A 19,516-nucleotide genomic window follows, 5' to 3' on the forward strand; every position below is an offset into this window, starting at 1 on the left:
TAAATTGTGAGGATAATAGGATGACAGAAGCTAAGATTCTAGTGGTTGAGGATGAAATACCTATTCGTAAGTTAATCGTATTTAATCTGCAAAGGTCCAATTTTGAGGTACTAGAAGCGGGGGACGGGAAAGAAGCAATTAAGCTAGTTTCTGACCAGTCCCCCTCTTTAGTGTTGTTAGACTTGATGCTTCCTGATATGGATGGATTTGAGATTTGTACCAAGCTTAGAGAAAGTCATCCTGAATTGCCCATTGTCATTGTATCGGCACGAGGGCAGGATATGGAAAAGATTATGGGGTTGGAGCTAGGTGCGGATGATTATATTGTGAAACCGTTTAACCCTTTAGAATTAGTAGCCCGTATTCGATCAGTTCTTAGAAGAACAAATCAAAACAATCCCAAACCACCTGCAAATGAATTAAGTACAGGTCCATTTGTTTTAGAAACGAAAACGCAGCGTCTATATAAATCAGGTCAGGTAATTAAATTGACGGCGAGAGAATACCAATTAGTGAAGTTGTTTTTTGAACGTTTTAATGAGCCTATCACAAGAGATGAACTTTTAGATGAGGTTTGGGGAATCAACTATTTCGGTGATCCTAAAACCGTAGATGTTCATATTAGGCGGTTAAGGGAGAAAATTGAAGATAATCCCTCGCATCCTGTCCATTTAAAAACAATCTGGGGCTTCGGTTATTGTTTTCAAGAGAGTGAGAAACAAGAATGAAAAAGGGTATTAAAAGAAGAGTAGTGTGGAGTTATTTGCTGTTAATCATTTTTAGTGTGGCCTTGTTTGAAGCTATGATTCTTTTTGCACTGAGACTTTACTATATGGATGGGATGAAACAGGCATTACGTGATCAAGGGACGATGTTTTCTTCTTTTTATGAGCAGGAAATAATTGATGATCGTTTAAAGATTGATGCTGGAAACCTGCTAAATCAATATAATTTTCTAGTAGATGCCCAGGTACAATTAATAGATGAAAAGGGACTTGTTTTGGCGGATACACATCAAGGGAATGAAAGAAATGTAAGTGAATTTGAAGATGTAGAAAATGCATTAATGGGGTCAACAGGATATTTAGACACTATCCTTGAAAGGGAAAGGGTATTAATTGTAACACAGCCTATAAAACGAGGCAGTACTGTGATTGGGGCGATACGATTTACAACGTCGCTCGAAAAGGTGAACGACATCTATTTTCAAAATACATTATTACTTTTATTCTTTGGTGGAATTGTTATTTTGGCTGCAGCCATTATGAGTTTCTTCTTAGCCAATACGATTACCAAGCCTGTAAGCGTCATTACGACAGCAGCTGAGCAGCTGGCGTCTGGTAATCTCTCAACGCGAATTCCGAAAGAAAAAGACGATGAGATTGGTAAATTAGCAGATACGTTAAATTATATGGCCAAGAAAATTGAAAAAAATGAACAACTAAAAAATGAGTTTATTGCATCCGTGTCACATGAACTTCGAACGCCGTTAACTTCTATTAAAGGATGGGCTGTCACACTACAATCCTTATCAGAAGAAGACTTTTTTCGAGATGGTTTAGAGATTATTTCAACGGAAAGTGACCGTCTAAACGGCTTGTTAAATGAATTATTGGATTTCTCTAGTCTATCTTCAGGAAGACTGCCATTGGTTTTCAACAAAGTCTCCCTGCCATCCTTAATTCAGCAGGTTGTTCAGCAATTGGAGCCAAGAGGTTCAAGACAGGGATTGGAGATCATTACACAAATTGATAATACGGTTGAAGATATTTCTGCTGACTATAATCGCTTAAAACAGGTTTTGATTAATCTGCTTGATAATGCGTTAAAGTTTACTCCAAGCGGAGGTTTGATTACTGTTCAACTTTCGAAAGAGGAACAAGAGGTAGTAATCACCATTAACGACACCGGTATTGGTATTTCTGAATCAGATCTTAAACATGTAAGGGATAAATTTTTTAAAGGGAAATCACAAGCAAGTGGAAGTGGATTGGGACTGGCCATTGTTGATGAAATCATACAGGCGCATTATGGTCGTTTTTCATTAACGAGTAAGGAAGGCAGCGGAACAGAAGCGGAAATTCGCTTGCCCTTATGATGAAATTGTTATTGTGGGTGATGGGATGAGTGGGAAGCAAATAAAATTCGCTGTAATTTTTGGAATAAGTATTCTGTTGTTTACTGGCTGCAATTTATTTCCTGCTCCGGAGAGTTTAATAAAAGCACCAAAGCAGGTGAAAGCAGTGAATCCAGCACAAGACTTAGTATCCATCGCTAAAAGAAATTTACCAAAGGGCTCAAAGCTTTCTGTACCCAATGGTCCTGTTGGCGTTGATTCTGTTATCCATGTTGATCTTGATGGAGATGAAAACGAAGAAGCACTCGTATTGTACAGGTCCATTGGAAATGAAAATCAAGTGGGAGCATTTGCATTAGAAAAAGGTAGTAATGGCTGGAGTAAAATATTTATAACCAAGGGTGCAGGGACTGAGATTGATTGGGCATATGCTGCAGATATTATGGGTGATGAGCGAAAGGAAATATTACTTGGCTGGCAGACTGAGGGGTCTGCAGAAAATGTTCTTGAAATTTATTTTTGGAAGAATGATAAACTGGCAAAATTAAAGGAACTAACGTACAACGAAATAGAAGCGATTGAAATTGATGATGAGGAAAAGACGAGGTTAGCGATTTGGAAACGGGACATGGCAGATGCTTATAAAGTCGATTTGTTAACGTGGAAAGGTGACTCTGTTGTAGCGGATATAAACTATTATCCTTCCTATTTTCAAGAAGTTATTGCCTATTATCAACGAAGAATTTCAGAGGTTCCGGATGCAGCCTATTATTGGTATTATTTAGCAGATGCCCATTTGAAAGCAGGTCTTCCAGAACAGGCTATTCATGCTATTGATAAGGGATTGAGCTTGAAGTCCGTAGTACCGACGAAAGGCTATTTCCAACAATTAAGAATCCAAGCGGAAAAAATGCTTCCAAAGGAAAGATTTCCAAGGGTAATTACCAGGAAGGATACTCGTAAATATTGGAGCATAGAGGAAGTACTGGTTATTCAAAAGGTAAAGGAAGCAGCAAGTAAATATTGGTATGTAATGAGTGGAGGAAAATATCCGGAGGGAACAATCGAAAAGGTAACCGTTAATAATAATGAATATCGGTATCTTGGTAAGGATTTAGATACCCATGCCGAATTAGTGAACTATCTTTCTAGTTCCTTTACATCAAGTGCCATAGATTCATTTATGCAAAAGAAAATAATCTTTGAGTTTTTTGGTAGACTGATCCAGCCTAACTCAGACGGAGGATCACTTTTCAATTATGAACGAGCGGAAGTTGTCCAGAAGAAGGATAAGGGAAATGAAATGGAAATTGACCTTAAAGTCCCTGTTGGCGATACAAATTCCTTTGAATTTGTGCATATTAGTTTCCAAAAGGCTGAAAATGGATGGAGGATATTCTCGGAACCGGGGACATTTTAAATGTAAGCAGCAAGGCTACTATCCTAACTTGCTGCTTTTTTCCATGGTTCTGCAAAATCATGAAAAAAGAGATAGAAGATATGAATAAAAAACTTGTTTTATCTGAAAGTTCAGAATAAAATTAGGGTAACATACTAACCAGTAGGTATGTATACGCTATTGCCTGCATACTATTAATACGAGCTTTTAAACTATATTCTATATAAGGATGGAGTGAAAGGTATGCATTTACGTCTGACAGATGAACAAAAAATGGTCCAAAAGACAATTAGAAGATTTGTAGAAAAAGAATTGATTCCACTAGAAAATGAGGTATTAAGAAATGAAAGGGAAGGAAAACCCAGCCTTTCTAAAGAAATACTAAAGGAGCTTCAATTAAAAGCAAAGGAAGTAGGTTTCTGGGGTATTAATACACCTGAAGTGTATGGTGGAGCTGAATTAGGGCAAATGATGATGGCTATTGTATTGATGGAGGTTTCTAAAACGTTTGTACCATTTAGCTTTGGTGGTTCTGCAGATAATATCCTTTATTATGGGAACGAAGAACAAAAGAATAAATACTTGGTGCCAACCATTAATGGTGAGAAAAAATCATGTTTTGCGATGACAGAGCCTGGTGCAGGTTCTGATACGAGAAACATCAAGATGAGTGCTGTAAAAGAGGGCAGTGACTGGGTGTTAAATGGAGAGAAGACGTTTATTACCGGTGGGAATGAAGCGGATTTTGTTATGGCGATTGCAATTACAGATAAAGAATTGCACCAATCTACTCAAGGACGTGAAGGAGTTACCTGCTTTATTGTTGACCGGGATATGGGCTGGAAGTCAGAGTATATACATACGATGGGAGAATGGGGTCCAGCCAGCCTAGTTTTCGAAAATGTTCGTGTTCCTGAAGAGAATATTCTTGGTGAACTGCACAAGGGTTATAATCTTGGGTTAGAATGGATTGGTTTTGCTAGATGGGTGGTAGGTGCAAGAGCGGTAGGAGCTGCAGAGCGACTATTGCAAATGGCGATTGACTATTCAAAAGAAAGAATGACCTTTGGAAAACCGATTGCAGAAAGACAAGCGATTCAGTGGCAAATTGCTGATTCAGCAGTTGAAATCGAAGCAGCTAAATGGTTGGTTTTAAATGCTGCCTTCACTCTTGATAATGGTGAAGACAATCGTCACTTAGCTTCAATGGCAAAGCTTTATGGTTCAAATATGGGAAATAGAGTGGTAGACCGTGTGCTTCAAATCCACGGAGGAATGGGGTATACAAGAGAACTGCCAATCGAGCGCTGGTACCGTGAAGCAAGACTTTGGAGAATTTATGATGGTACCGATGAAATTCAACGAATGATTATTGCTCGGAATTTGATTAAGGGACATGTAAAGATTGGTCAGTACGTATGATATTTTTTGTAAGCGTTATCTATTGCGAGAATTCAAGATTATGAAAATGATAAGTTTGGAGGAACTAGAAATGACAGGAAGATTTACGGGAAGAGTGGCGTTTGTAACAGGAGGAAGCAGGGGGATTGGTAAGGGGATTGTAGAACGATTTGCCGAAGAAGGCGCGAAGGTAGCGTTTATTGATTTAAATGAAGAATCATTGGTAGAAACAACGAATGAACTAAGAGAAAAGGGGTATGAAGTTTTTTCAAAGGTCGCAAACGTAGTCGAAGCCGAGCAAGTGGAAAGTGCCTTTAAAGAGGCGTATGAAGCACTTGGCTCAATTGATATTCTAGTCAATAATGCAGGCGTTATCCGTGATAATCTTTTATTCAAAATGACAGACTCTGACTGGCAAATGGTTATGGATGTTCACTTAAAAGGCTCTTTTAACGCAGCTCGTGCGGCACAAAAGTATATGGTTGAGAATAAATATGGACGCATTATTAATATTTCTTCGACTTCTGCTCTTGGCAATCGCGGGCAGGCCAATTATGCAGCAGCCAAAGCAGGGTTACAGGGTTTCACGAAAACACTTGCAATTGAGCTAGGGAGATATGGTATTACGGCAAACTCTGTTGCACCAGGGTTTATTGAAACGGAAATGACGATGGAAACGGCGGCTAGAATCGGGGTTCCATTTGAGCAATTAATCCAAGCGAGTGTAGCTAATATCCCTGTTGGAAGAAGTGGAAAGCCTGAAGATATTGCCAATGCTGTGGCATTCTTTGCTGATGAAAAATCTTCCTTTGTTAATGGTCAAGTTATTTATGTTGCTGGTGGTCCAAAAAATTAATAACTAAAGTGAGGCGAAGATAATTTGTTCAGTAATCAAGTTGGTAAACGTTCCAATAAAGTGAAAAACGATGTGGAACGAGGAGCTGTGAAGAAATTTGCGGAAGCAATCGGAGACCTTCATCCCATTTATTTTGATGTAGAAGTAGGGAGAAATTCAAGATTTAAAAACAATATTGCACCTCCAACATTTCCAAGGACGTTTGACTATGGAGTGATTGACAGATTAAATCTTCCCACCAAAGGATTAATCCACGGGGAACAGACCTTTCATTACGAACGGCCGTTAGTGGTTGGAGAAGAGATTCTTTGTTATTCCGAAGTGAAAAAATACTTTGAGAAAAAAGGTAATTTTGGCGAAATGGGTTTTCTTGTCCTAGAAAGCTTTGGTGAGGATTTAGCAGGTAACACGATTTTTAGTTCCACCTCGACCATTGTTATTTCTGAAGCAGTGAGGAAGGTGCTGACAAAATGAGTACTCTTACACAGTTACAGGTTGGTGAATCCGTAAAAGAAATTCAGTTAGAGGCTGTCTCAAGAATCGATTTAATTAAATATGCAGGTGCGTCTGGAGATTTTAATCCAATTCATACCATTGATGAGGAAGCCAAAAAGGCTGGATTACCAGGTATAATTGCACATGGTATGTGGACAATGGGTAATCTCGCAAAGCTTTTTACACCGTATTTTGAAGAAGGCTTCGTCAAGGATTATTCCATCCGCTTTAAAGGAATGGTTTTTTTAAATGATGTGATTACACTGAAAGCTACCTTGAAAGAAGTAGAAGAACCAAATCTTCGCTTTCAAGTTCTGGCTTTAAACCAAAATGGGAACGAAGTTTTAAAAGGTGAAGTTTTGTTTACCAAATTTTAATAGTTACTGATTAATGCCCAGGTGATGAATCGACACCGATTCGATTTGTTGCCTTTTTTTTTCTGAAATTGGTGAAAAATAAATATTGAATAGTATAAATATTTTATATATTATGACTTTAGTGCCATACTGACTAGTTAGTATGTAAGTTCGAAATAGATAGAGTAAATTTGGCTATGGGAGGAAACATCCATGCATGTGAAGGAGTTATTCGATTTAACAGGAAAAGTAGCAATTGTAACAGGCGGCGGCAGGGGATTAGGTCAGCAAATCGCAGAGGGGTTTGCTGAAGCTGGTGCTAGTGTAGTGGTTTGTTCAAGAAAGTTCGAGGCTTGTCAGGAAGTAAGTGAAGGGTTAATAAAAATGGGTGTAGATAGCCTTGCATTAAAATGTGATGTAACCAATCCAGAGGATGTAAAAAATGTGGTCAAGCATACTTTGGAAAGGTTTGGGAGGATAGACATCCTCGTTAATAATAGCGGTGCAACCTGGGGAGCACTTACAGAAGATATGCCCCTTGAGGCCTGGAAAAAAGTAATCGACGTAAACGTAACGGGTACCTTTCTAATGTCTCAAACTGTGGGAAGAGTCATGCTCGAGCAGAAATCCGGAAAAATAATTAACATTGCCTCAGTTGCAGGCCTTAAAGGCAGTAATCCTAAATACATGAATACCATTGGCTACAACACCTCTAAAGGAGCGGTAATAACCTTTACAAAGGATTTAGCGGTTAAATGGGGGCCGCACGGTATCTATGTAAATGCGATAGCACCAGGTTTTTTCCCTACGAAAATGTCAGAAGGTTTGCTAGAAATAGGCAGTGAGGCTATTTTAGAAGGAACTCCATTGAGAAAGTTTGGTTCCAATCATGATTTAAAAGGAGTTGCATTATTCCTAGCATCACCCGCTTCTGATTTTATTACGGGGGACATTATTGTTGTTGACGGCGGTGCCCACGCAATGTAGAGAGAATCATAATCCTTCGTGATTTTTATAAATGATAGCGTTTACAAGCGGATGATTAAATTGCAAATGCAGTAGAAGAAAATTTGATCCATTTAGAGTAACCCATTACCAGAGAACATCCTTTTCTCTTTGATTTTGTTGTCGGCAAAGAGATTTATAGATTTTCAGAAAGTAAATTTGGTGTTTTATAAAAAGGAGGAACGAAAAATGGCAGTAAAAACGGATGTTCAAAGTTTCCCGCTGTTTATTAATGGAAAGTGGGAACCTGCAAGCAATCAAGAAACCTTTGATGTTTTTAACCCAGCCACTGGTGAGCTCGTTGCTAAAGTTGCAAAAGGCACTGTAGCAGATGTTGATCGTGCAGTAATGGCGGCAAGGGAGGCGTTTGACAACACCGAATGGAAAAACATGAACCCGAAAGACCGGGCTAAAGTTTTATATGCAATTTCTTATCAAATTGCAGAGCATGCAGAAGAGTTAGTGTATTTAGAAGCAATTAGTTCCGGCGGTACCGTACGTCGGATTGGCAACAGTGATATTTTACAAATGGTAGACCTTTTCCAAACATTGGCGAACTTTACATTAGAATATCCGTTCTCTGAAACCTTACCAGTACCGCCATTTCCAGGACCGGCACATAATTTTATCTGGCGTGAGCCAATTGGTGTCTGTGCGGCAATCACACCGTGGAATCTGCCAATGGTCATCGCTACTTGGAAAATCGCACCTGCGCTGGCAATGGGAAATACAGTGGTCATTAAACCTGCAAGCTATACGCCATTATCAACCTTAAAGCTGGCCGAATTGATTTCAAAGGTAGTTCCACCTGGAGTTATTAATGTTGTAACAGGCCCTGGGGCTGAAGTTGGCGAAGGATTAGTTCGCCATTCGATGGTTGACAAGGTTGCTTTTACAGGATCAACAGAGGTGGGCAGGAGAATCATGAGTTTGGCTTCTGAAAGTATTAAAAATACAACATTAGAGCTTGGAGGAAAATCACCAAATATACTCTTAGAGGATGCAGATCTCAGTATTGCCCTACCAGGAAGTCTTTTTGGAGTATTCTTACATTCGGGACAGCTGTGTGAAAGCGGAACTCGATTATTTGTGCCAGATTCTTTATATGATCAAGTTGTTGCCGGACTTGTCTCATTAACAAGTAAGTTGAAGCTCGGAAACCCATTAGATCCTGAAACGGATGTAGGTCCGGTTATTTCTAAAAAACAAAAAGAAACCATTCTTTCCTACATCGAGGCTGGTAAACAACAAGGAGCCACGCTTGTCTGCGGTGGGAAAGAAGTGAAAGTGGCAGGCTGCGACGATGGCTATTTTGTGGAGCCAACTATTTTCACCAATGTGACCAATGATATGAAAATTGCTCAGGAAGAAATATTTGGACCTGTGTTATGTGTGATTCGCTATTCTGAACTAAACGAAGCTATCAAAATGGCAAATGATAGTATTTATGGTTTGGCTGCAGGTGTTTGGACACGCGATGTTAATAAAGCCTATGGGGTTGCAAGAAAATTACAGGCTGGAGTTGTCTGGATCAATGACTGGCACATGCTTAGAAGCGATGCGCCATTTGGCGGATACAAGCAAAGCGGCATTGGCAGAGAAATGGGTCAGCAATCACTAGACGCTTATACACAAATAAAGCATGTGCACACATCCATGTCCCCAGAGCTTGAGAGACGCAACTGGTATGGAATTCTGTTTGGCCAAAACTAATGAAGAGGTGAAGAAATAATGAAAACTTCCTTATCACAGTTTATGCTTCGCACAGGAATTTACAGCGGATCGAACTCACGGGCAATGGTACCAAGCTTGTTTGCTGGCCTAGGTGCAAAAAGAGTCGTTCTTTTAAGTGACAGAGGATTAGAAAAAGCTGGTGTCGTTGAGAAGGTTGCAGAAATATTTAATTTAACCGGTCATGGCAGCGGACCACAGCTTGTTGGTCAATACCTTGATATTAGTCAGGATGCCGAAAGCAGATGTATTAACGATGCCGTTCGGTATTTTAAAGAAGTCAGCGGGGATGCCTTACTGGCTGTAGGAGGGGGCAGTGTCCTTGATACTGTTAAAGGGGTAAAATATGCACTCCATAAGGGATTGTCTGATATTAAGGAAGCAATTCCAGGAGGACTTTTATATGAACAGTTTCCTAAGGCAAACTTTATCCCGATTCCACATATCGCAATTCCAACTACAGCGGGAACAGGTTCTGAAGTTTCCCCAATTGCAGTCATTTTCAATGAAGATATTCAAATGAAGACAAATATCATAAACCCATTCATAAATGCGGATATGGCGATTCTGGATCCTGATTTAACACTTGGGCTACCGCCTTTTATCACGGCCTTTACTGGGTTTGATGCCTTAACACATGCCATTGAAGCACTTGCATCGCCGACGGCGACGGCACTGACTGATGCTTATGCACTGCATGCAATACGCTTAATTGAAAAAAATCTTCCAGTAGCAGTCTCAGACGGTACGAATCTCGCTGCCCGAATGGATTTACTTCAAGCAAGCTTAATGGGAATTACCGCATTTAGCTTTGCATTAAATGCTATTCCCGTACACAATTTGGCCCACGCCTATGGTGCATTGTTTCGTATCCCACATGGCTTGGCCAATGCTGTCTTCCTTCCAGTGGTTATGGAGATGGTTCCTTCATTATACCTGCCAAAAGTTTATGAGCTTGCAGCCGCCTTGGATGTAGAGGTGAAAGGTGATACTGCTGAAACGACTTTAGCAAAAGTAATAGAAAAGATTCGTCTACTGCAGCATAAAGTCGGTCTCCCTGAAGATTTCAAACAGTACAATATTACGGAAGAAAACCTCGCACAGACAATTCCTGCTGTTATGAAAGATCCAGCAGCACTAAGTTTCCCAATGCCTAAAGAATTGATTGCAGCGATCGGACAAAGAGTTGTACCACTTGGTGTAAAATAAATCAAATAGTCTTATTCTAGGAACAGGATGCCATAATGGATGTGGTGTCCTGTTCTTATTTTAATACAACATTTTATTTTTTTTTTGAATACTCGTAAAGTTTCATATATAATTTTCGTTAGGGTCAAACTCAGTAATAGAGCTTGTCTACATATTTTAATACGATTAGGAGTCAAAATAATGGAAAAAGTACTTATTTTTGGTCACAAAAATCCTGACACAGATACGATTTGCTCTGCGATTGCTTACGCAGATTTGAAGAAGCAGCTTGGAATGGATGTTGAACCAGTACGCCTAGGTAGTGTGAATGGTGAAACGCAATATGCACTGGACCAGTTTAATACGGAGGTTCCACGCTTAGTTGAAAATGTTGCTGCTGAAGTAAATTCAGTTATTTTGGTCGACCACAATGAGCGCCAGCAAAGTGCGAATGATATTAATGAAGTTCGTGTTTTAGAAGTAATCGATCATCATCGTATTGCGAATTTTGAAACAAGCGATCCATTGTATTACCGTTGTGAGCCAGTAGGCTGTACAGCAACAATTTTGAATAAAATGTATAAAGAAAACGGCAAAGAAATTAAAAAAGAAATTGCTGGACTTATGCTGTCCGCAATTATTTCTGACTCATTATTATTTAAATCGCCAACTTGCACAGAAGAAGACGTAGCAGCTGCAAGAGAATTAGCTGAAATTGCAGGTGTCGATGCGCAGGAGTATGGCTTAGAAATGCTAAAAGCTGGTGCAGATTTAAGTGATAAAACAATTGAACAATTAATTTCACTTGATGCAAAAGAATTCGACATGGGGTCAAGCAAGGTTGAAATTGCACAAGTAAATGCAGTTGATACGGCTGAAGTACTTGCACGCCAAGAAGAATTAGAAGCTGCTATTTCAAAAAATATCGAAGAAAAGAACTTAGATTTATTCTTGTTTGTTGTAACAGATATCTTAACGAACGACTCTGTCGGTTTAGCGTTAGGAAGTAAAACGAACGCTGTTGAAAAGGCATATAATGTTACCTTGGAGAATAACACTGCAGTATTAAAGGGTGTTGTATCTCGTAAGAAACAAATCGTACCTGTATTAACTGATATTTTCAATCAGGGTATTTAATAAAGAAAAACCGTTCTTATGAAATAGGGACGGTTTGTTTTTTAGAGTAACTATTACGTTGACTGTACACTTTCTACATGATATATTAATAATATTGTAGAAAGGGGTGAGTGAGTTGGGAAGTTGTATCGTATCGGCGAACTAGCCAAGCTAATGAATCTCTCTAAGAGAACAATCGATTATTACACCCAAATAGGCTTACTCAACCCTATTCGGACGGATTCTAATTATCGATTGTATGGAGAAGACAGCATTCAAATTATGCATTCAATTGAACACTATAAAAATCTTAATATGCCACTTGAGGAGATTAAGTCATCAATTGAATTAATTAAGACGAAGGATTGTTTTGACAAACAAAAGATAGAAAAGCACTTTGAACAAATTGGAATTTTAATGCGTCATCTGAAAGAAGAAATGGAAGCAATCGAACCGATTCTTGATAAATTAAACGGCAATCAAAAAGAAATGGTTGTGAATAAACTTTCTTCTCAAGGTGTTCCATTAGCACAAACATTATTATTATTACTGAGTTAAACATACTTTTACAAAAACCAGGAGGTGTATTCCTTACTTTTTCATTAAGGTAAGGAGACCATTGACCATTATTAACTTGATTGTAATTGCAATTTTAATTGCTTTTACGGCATTCTTCGTGTCTTTCGAATTTGCCATTGTAAAAATCCGCAGTACACGAATCGACCAGCTTGTAGCAGAAGGCAATAAAAAAGCAATTGCAGCTAAGAAAATTGTATCAAATTTAGATGAATATTTATCAGCTTGTCAATTAGGTATTACCGTTACAGCTTTAGGATTAGGTTGGTTGGGTGAGCCGACTGTTGAACACATGCTTCACCCATTGTTTACTAAATTAAACGTAGCTGAATCAGCAGCTAGTATCTTGTCCTTTATCATTGCTTTTGCTTCAGTAACCTTTATTCACGTTGTGGTTGGTGAACTTGCACCGAAAACAATTGCGATTAATAAAGCTGAGGCAGTTACGTTGATTTTTGCAAAACCAATGATTCTCTTTTATAAAATTATGTATCCGTTTATTAAAGTGTTAAATGGTTCGGCTCGTCTGATTGTCGGTGTCTTTGGCTTAAAGCCTGCCTCTGAACATGAAGAAGCACACTCAGAGGAAGAACTGCAATTAATTATCTCTGAAAGCTACAAGAGCGGTGAAATCAATCAGTCTGAATACAAGTATGTAAACAATATATTTGAATTTGACGATCGCATTGCAAAAGAGATTATGGTTCCTCGTACTGAAATCGTCGTATTCGATCGATCACAGACTTTAGCAGAATGTCTTGAAATTGTGAAGGTGGAAAATTATACAAGGTACCCAGTTATTGATGGTGAAAAAGATCATATCGTCGGTATGCTGAACATGAAGGAAGTAATGACAGATTATATCAGTGGTAAGCACCTTGATACACCAATCGATGAATATACTCGACCTGTGATTCAGGTAATTGAATCGATTGCCATTCATGATTTATTAGTTAAAATGCAAAAAGAACGTGTACACATGGCCATCCTAATGGATGAATATGGCGGTACGGCAGGTTTAGTGACGGTTGAAGATATTCTGGAAGAGATTGTTGGTGAAATTCGTGATGAATTTGACCAAGACGAAGTTCCAGAAATCAACAAAATTAGTGAACATAAAACCGTGGTGGACGGTAAGGTTTTAATTGATGAAGTAAATGATTTATTCGGCTTAGACATCCAGGAAGATGAGATGGATACCATTGGCGGTTGGATTCTATCTGAGAAAATGGATGTTGTCGAAGGTGATAAAGTTAAATACGGTGATTACGAATTTAAAGTTCTTGAAATCGATGGTTATCATATAAAATTATTAGAAATTGTGAAATTAATGAAACATGAATCTATAGCATAAACTAACAGTAAAAAGACCCAGGTGTTCCTGTGGTCTTTTTTTTGACGATTAAAGGGTGGTTAGTGTCCGAGGCTTTTACAAGCTACTCCCTTTATCATCATTCAAGTTGGTATTTGTCGAACAATCTATAACTGTGTTTGGTAGTTTTTACTTAGTATATAGGGAAAGAGATTTACATCAAAAGTACTATTATTCAGTGTAAATTGTGATATTAATATTTTCAGCTGAATAGTAATGATATAAAACAAAAGGAGGCTCATCTTGAAAAGAATCAGCCTGCTTATAATGTGTATGTACGTTTGTTTATTTCAATCTATGGAAAATGGCGGGTGGTTAATAATATGAATCTATTTAGTTCAATTGCAGACTTAGGAAACTATCTATTGTTTTCGTTGTTGGTTGGTCATATTGTCCTGCAATTTGTTCCAGATTCGAAAAAACCCACCATTCAACTTCCAAGGCCCTTTTTGCTCATCTGTACGCTTGGGATTATATTGTTTACTTTTGTGCCAGTGTTCACTTTAATATTGTTGTTTGAGGAATCCGTTGGGTTTGCCGCTGCGGCTGCCTCTGTTTTGATGCGTTTCCAAATTGGGCAGGGATGGCTATTTAACACAGTGTTTACTATTTTCTTATGGTTAACACTGTATCTTAATCGCTCGAAATATTTGCAGGCATTCTGGATTGTATTAATGGTGATTACCATTGGTTATAGCAGTCATGTCTCAACTCAATCGTTTGTTGTTGGTCTATTTTCGCATACCACACACTTTCTTATGGTCGCGATTTGGGTCGGTGTCGTCCTTCAGGTATCTTGGTTTTCTAAAGATAAAGAACATTGGTCTGAGTTCTTACAATGGTTTTCACCGTTGGCAGTTGTATGTATGATAAATATTTTTGCATCAGGATTTGTCATAATGTTTACCATTGAGAAGCCCGCAGAGTATGTAAATGGCTGGGCAACACCATACGGGCGTATGTTATTGTTCAAGCATATAAGCATCATTCCTATAATTATGTTTGCCTTTATTAATGGGATATTAGCTAGAAGAGCTGCAACAGTCACGAAATATGACCCTCGAAATTGGTTGAAAGCAGAAAGCGTCATTCTTCTACTTGTTTTTTTCTTTACTGCCGTTATGGGCACATTATCACCACCTTATGAAAAGGTCTATACCCAGTTGGCACCAACAGCACCAACTTGGGTAGATTGGCTGTTAGCAAAGAATCTTCTTGTGCCGATACAAATTGAATTCGCTCCAACCTTCCTATCTATCATTTTGGTTATAACTGCACTTCTATTTTTGTTGTTAATATTTGTGAGTTATAAAAGTATGAGCCCGGTTTTTGCTACTGTATTTGGGGGTTGTTTCATTCTCACTTTATACTTAGGCTTAATGTTTTCTTGTATTCTTTATCCAATCATTTAAGCAGAGATGGGCGCTGTTCATTTTTACTATACATTTAGGGGAAAAGTGGGTGAGTATGAAATAAGGAATATTACATTTGACATGGACATAACATTTTATAGCAGTGCGAAACTATGACTATCGTACTAGCGGGACCATGAAAGGGGTACAAAGATTGAAACAAAAGAAGTCTCTCTTACTATTATTCAGTTTCCTTTTCCTATTTTCGATTGTATCTCTCTCAATTGTTTTTATTGTTCATTCTTCAGAATTAAAACATGCCCTAACTATTGAAAAAGTAAAATCTGTCACTGTATCTAAAACTACTATTAAACAAAATTCCAGTAATCAACACATCCTAAAAACTGCAAATAAGTCTCCATCAAATGAAACCTCCACTGCAAACAGTCAACCAAGCGAAGCAATTATCCAAACGAAAGCAGCACAAACCAATACGGTTCCCCTTTCATTAACTAGTTTAGATATGCCAAACGAGAAATGTCTTAAAGGCGCACCTATTCGTAATTTTACTATTGCAGCGATACAGGTAGATATGGTCTACAACAAATTTGGCGACCATGATCCAAAGGCGAAAATATATGCCCTACAAGAAGATGTTGAGAAAATTCGACAGGCGATTACTGAAAATCCAGGAAAGCCGGTCAAGGAAATCCAGCCGCTGGCACTCCGTGCAAATAAAGGCGATTGTATTCAAGTTACCTTTCATAATCAATTGAGTGAGAAAGCATCCATTCATATTGAAGGAGTTGGATATGATGTAAGGGGATCTGATGGAACATCTGCAGGATATAATCCTGACTCCACTGCTGTACCAAACACAGAAATTAAGTACACGTGGAATGCTTCGGATGAAGGAACCTTCTTTTTTTACAATGGTGCAGATCTCACTTATTTTACTGATCCAACTGGCGGCAGGGGGACAATGGGTGATGGTTTATTCGGGGCGTTAATCGTTGAACCAAAAGGTGCGACATGGACTGACCCTGTAACAGGGGAAGAGTTAACTAGCGGGTTATACGCAGATATCCATTTACCTGATAAACCTGATTTCCGGGAGTTTACTCTGTTTTTCCATGATGGGATTAGTGCTCAATTTGGTACCCCTCCACCTCCTGGAACTCCTGAAGAGGAAGAGCATGAGGAAGAAGAAGGCGTGGAACCTCATGGAGAAGAACCCCATGTTGAAGATCTAAATGAAAAAGAACTTTATGCTGTAAACTATCGTGCAGAACCAATGGATGAACGCTTGAAAAATGCAATGGGTGAGGATGGTAAAGATGCAACTATGTTTTATTCATCCTGGGTTTTTGGAGATCCGGCAACACCTATTACAAGAGCCTATGTCGGTGATCCGGTTAGATACCGAGTCATTGGAGCTAATAGCGATGAAAACCATGTATTTCATTTACATGGGCACAGGTGGAAAAGTGATACGAAGAAAACGAACACGGTTGACTCTGATACCTTGAATATAGGAGATACTCAAACAGCTGAATTAGCCTTTGGTGCTGGATATGACAAAGATAAAACCGGTGCACCTGGTGATTATTTATGGCATTGTCATTTGTTCCCACATTATTTAGAAGGCATGTGGGGGTTAATGAGGGTATTCGATAAAGCACAGGATGACTTGCTGCCATTGGCAGATAGGGAATCTCCAACAAGTGCAACACAACAAAAACCTGGCTTTCCACATTATATACCTGGTGAAATAGGCAAGCGTGCCCCAAAACCACCGGACCCTGAATTACGTCCAGCGACGGAATCAGAAAAAGCAGCACTTGGTGCACTCGTACCAGGAGCACCTAATTTTGATCGCTGTCCAAAGGATGCACCAGTTCGAAAATATGACATTGTCGGGATACAAACAGAAATTGTATACAACAATGCAGGTGATCGTGATAAGGAAGGACGGATGTATGTCCTGGCAGAAGATGAGCAGAAGGTCCTTAATGGAGAAATAAGACCTCGTCCTCTTGCTATACGGGCAAATCAGGGAGACTGTGTGGAAGTTACATTAGAAAACCACCTATTTAATGCAAAAGAGCCGAATGCATTGTCAATACACATTCATTTTGTGGCCTACGACCCGTTAGGTTCTGATGGAACCACTGTTGGCTGGAACTACAATCAAGGTACAGAGCCGGGAGAGAAAATCCGTTATCGCTGGTATGCAGATGAAGAGGGCTCAATCTTTTTCCATGATCATATGTCAGCTGGTGAAAAAGGCTTTCACGGGACATTTGGTACTTTAATTGTCGAACCTAAAGGCTCAAAATGGCTGGATCCACAGACAGGAAGGGAAATAAAATCTGGTACAGAAGCGATGATTGTTCACCCTGAAAAAGAAGATTTCCGTGAACAAGTTCTTATTTACCATGATTTCGCAAGACTTTGGGATAAAAACGGAAACCCGCTCCCTTTAGAGACAAATCCAGCAAATTTCAAACATGCACATGGGTATGCAGGTGTGAATTATTCGAATGCACCTTTTTTTCGCCGAAACAATGCAGACCCTGCTTATGCGTTTAGTTCATGGGTTCATGGTGATCCCGAGACCCCAATAATTCAAAGCTATACAGGAGATCCGATAAAAATACGCTTAATTCAAGGGGCACATGAAACACAGCATAATTTTAATTTGCACGGGTTAGCATGGAAGCGCGAGGCAGGAGTAGAGGATTCAGAATTAACTTCTACTCAGACAATTGGTATATCTGAGCAGTTCACTATGGATATCCAACCAAACCCTGTAGGTGTAAATCAGCGGGATTATCTATGGTCATCTCAGCCTATTGAAGACTTATGGAGTGGATTATGGGGCTTTGTCAGGGTTTGGGGAGAAAAAACGCCAATTCTACAAAAACTACCAGATCGTCCGTCTTTGAAATCGTCTGTTGTTCCATGGAGAGTAAGTCAAATGAAGAAAAATGGATCAAAACCACCAAAGGCGCTAACACCTGGTAATCCTTGTCCTCCTGGTGCATTAGTACGAAAGTTTGATATCACTGCATTTATGAAGGACATTGTCTACAACAAGTTTGGTGATCATGATCCTTTCGGAATGATGTTTTCCCTTACTAAAGATTATTTGGATATTAAAAATGGTAAGAAAGCTGCCGAACCACTCGTCATCCGAGCAAATGAAGGTGAATGTATTCAGGTTACTCTTTCTAATCAACTACCATTGGACCCACCTGAAAATCAAGCAGATCCTGCTTTGTTAATGGCTAATCAGGTAAATTGGAAGAATTCAAACCGAGTTTCCTTACACCCGCAAATGGTGAAGTATGATATGCAGGGATCTGACGGTGCAACCATTGGCTATAATTATGATCAAACTATCGGACCAGGTGAAAAAATTACCTACCAATGGTATGCAGATAAAGAATATGGAGGAACTATACTTTATGACTATGGAGATATCCGCAGTCATCGACTACATGGTGCATATGGTTCGCTAATTATTGAACCAAAAGGCTCGAAATATCAAGACCCTAAAACCGGTAAAGAAATCATGTCGGGGGCAAGGGCAGACATTATTGTTCCGAATTCACCTGATTTTAGAGAACAGGTATTAATGTTTTCAGATGGGCTTTATACCATAGGCAAGGACGGAAGTATCCCAACACCGGGGACTGCCGATCTTGACATGGAAGATCGGGGTGAAAAAGGAATCAATTATAGCTCTGAGCCGTTTAAACATCGATTGGCAGCTAATCCGGATAAATCGCTCATTTTTAGTTCGATTATTCATGGTGATCCTTCAACTCCAGTTCCAGAAGCATATGTTGGAGATCCAATTCGATTAAGGGTCATGCATACTGCTGATCGATCGAGAGGTAGCGTATTTACACTTCATAGTCATCGCTGGCGATATCAGTGGACAGATCCAAACTCTAAGCTTGTGTCCAGTCAGGGCTCACTTACGCCTGGAGAAACCTTGGATATAATCCCTGTACAAATTGATGGATTAATAAACCAAGTAGGTGATTATGTTTTTCGGGAAATGAAGCTTAGGAGATATTTGGAGGGGGGGTTATGGGGGATGCTTCGAATCCATAATCAGCCCAAATATCAACTGCAGACACTTCCTGACCGCCGTCCAGAAGTTCCCTATGACATTAGTGGGGTATTATCGTCTAATAGACAGTTTATTAACTTCCAATGGAAAACAAATAGTAACAAAGATATTGCCGGCTTTAACCTATATAGGACGACATCAACGGCGATGGGGTATCAGCGGATTAATAGTAGTTTAATTCGCACTTTATCCTACAGTCTGCCAGTAAGTCAAACCAATCCTACATTTTATTACACGGTTACGACTGTGGATAAATTCGGGAATGAGTCGTTATATGCAAAACCTATTTTAGTAGATACAAATTTAAAAAGACCGGCATTGAGACGGTAATAGTTGGTAGGTATTCATTTAAGTAGGAGGGGGAAGAAACAGTCTTGCTCCTCCATTTTTTTGAGTATTAATTCATAGGAAAATAACACTATATCACTGATAATAAATAGGTCTATCT

Annotated in this window: 15 protein-coding genes; all 15 read left to right on the plus strand. The window is 39.2% G+C overall.

The features are described from left to right. Nucleotides 1–20 precede the first annotated feature (20 nt). The 15 genes from M3189_RS04615 (at nt 21) to M3189_RS04685 (ending at nt 19,398) form a co-directional block, all read left to right on the plus strand. Nucleotides 21–728, plus strand: a complete 708-nt coding sequence (locus M3189_RS04615) for a response regulator transcription factor (RefSeq protein WP_251632605.1) — start codon at nt 21–23, stop codon at nt 726–728. After that, a complete protein-coding gene (locus M3189_RS04620; protein ID WP_251632606.1) occupies nt 725–2,098 on the plus strand; it encodes a sensor histidine kinase in 1,374 nt (457 codons plus the stop codon). Before M3189_RS04615 ends, M3189_RS04620 begins: the two co-directional genes overlap by 4 nt. A gap of 25 nt (nt 2,099–2,123) precedes the next feature. Continuing rightward, nucleotides 2,124–3,497 carry an IseA DL-endopeptidase inhibitor family protein gene (locus M3189_RS04625; RefSeq protein WP_251632607.1) on the plus strand — a complete coding sequence of 458 codons (1,374 nt, stop codon included), beginning with the start codon at nt 2,124–2,126 and terminating at the stop codon, nt 3,495–3,497. A gap of 222 nt (nt 3,498–3,719) precedes the next feature. Beyond that, nucleotides 3,720–4,898, plus strand: a complete 1,179-nt coding sequence (locus M3189_RS04630) for an acyl-CoA dehydrogenase family protein (protein WP_251632608.1) — start codon at nt 3,720–3,722, stop codon at nt 4,896–4,898. A 70-nt stretch (nt 4,899–4,968) separates the two neighbouring features. Beyond that, nucleotides 4,969–5,733: a 3-oxoacyl-ACP reductase FabG gene (fabG, locus tag M3189_RS04635; RefSeq protein ID WP_251632609.1), complete on the plus strand. Its 765-nt coding sequence runs from the start codon at nt 4,969–4,971 to the stop codon at nt 5,731–5,733. Between the two features lie 24 nt (nt 5,734–5,757). Beyond that, complete coding sequence (locus tag M3189_RS04640; protein WP_251632610.1) at nt 5,758–6,207, plus strand: MaoC family dehydratase N-terminal domain-containing protein; 450 nt, start codon at nt 5,758–5,760, stop codon at nt 6,205–6,207. Then, on the plus strand, nt 6,204–6,605 hold the full coding sequence (locus M3189_RS04645; protein WP_251632611.1) for a MaoC/PaaZ C-terminal domain-containing protein: 402 nt from the start codon (nt 6,204–6,206) through the stop codon (nt 6,603–6,605). Before M3189_RS04640 ends, M3189_RS04645 begins: the two co-directional genes overlap by 4 nt. A 192-nt stretch (nt 6,606–6,797) precedes the next feature. Further along, nucleotides 6,798–7,571 (plus strand): SDR family oxidoreductase, encoded by a 774-nt coding sequence (locus M3189_RS04650; protein ID WP_251632612.1) that lies wholly within the window; start codon nt 6,798–6,800, stop codon nt 7,569–7,571. Nucleotides 7,572–7,778: 207 nt separating this feature from the next. Further along, on the plus strand, nt 7,779–9,302 hold the full coding sequence (locus M3189_RS04655; RefSeq protein ID WP_251632613.1) for an aldehyde dehydrogenase family protein: 1,524 nt from the start codon (nt 7,779–7,781) through the stop codon (nt 9,300–9,302). Nucleotides 9,303–9,320: 18 nt separating this feature from the next. Next, nucleotides 9,321–10,529, plus strand: coding sequence for an iron-containing alcohol dehydrogenase (locus tag M3189_RS04660; RefSeq protein ID WP_251632614.1), 1,209 nt, complete (start codon nt 9,321–9,323; stop codon nt 10,527–10,529). Nucleotides 10,530–10,709: 180 nt separating this feature from the next. After that, nucleotides 10,710–11,645 (plus strand): manganese-dependent inorganic pyrophosphatase, encoded by a 936-nt coding sequence (locus M3189_RS04665; protein ID WP_251632615.1) that lies wholly within the window; start codon nt 10,710–10,712, stop codon nt 11,643–11,645. Nucleotides 11,646–11,768: 123 nt separating this feature from the next. Further along, complete coding sequence (locus M3189_RS04670) at nt 11,769–12,182, plus strand: MerR family transcriptional regulator (protein WP_251632616.1); 414 nt, start codon at nt 11,769–11,771, stop codon at nt 12,180–12,182. A gap of 61 nt (nt 12,183–12,243) precedes the next feature. Further along, nucleotides 12,244–13,554 carry a hemolysin family protein gene (locus M3189_RS04675; protein ID WP_251632617.1) on the plus strand — a complete coding sequence of 437 codons (1,311 nt, stop codon included), beginning with the start codon at nt 12,244–12,246 and terminating at the stop codon, nt 13,552–13,554. Nucleotides 13,555–13,895: 341 nt separating this feature from the next. Next, nucleotides 13,896–14,984 (plus strand): copper resistance D family protein, encoded by a 1,089-nt coding sequence (locus tag M3189_RS04680; RefSeq protein ID WP_251632618.1) that lies wholly within the window; start codon nt 13,896–13,898, stop codon nt 14,982–14,984. A gap of 154 nt (nt 14,985–15,138) precedes the next feature. Beyond that, nucleotides 15,139–19,398 (plus strand): multicopper oxidase domain-containing protein, encoded by a 4,260-nt coding sequence (locus M3189_RS04685; protein ID WP_251632619.1) that lies wholly within the window; start codon nt 15,139–15,141, stop codon nt 19,396–19,398. Nucleotides 19,399–19,516 lie beyond the last annotated feature (118 nt).

It is taken from the genome of Neobacillus niacini, assembly GCF_023715415.1.
Lineage (GTDB): Bacteria > Bacillota > Bacilli > Bacillales > Cytobacillaceae > Neobacillus > Neobacillus niacini_C.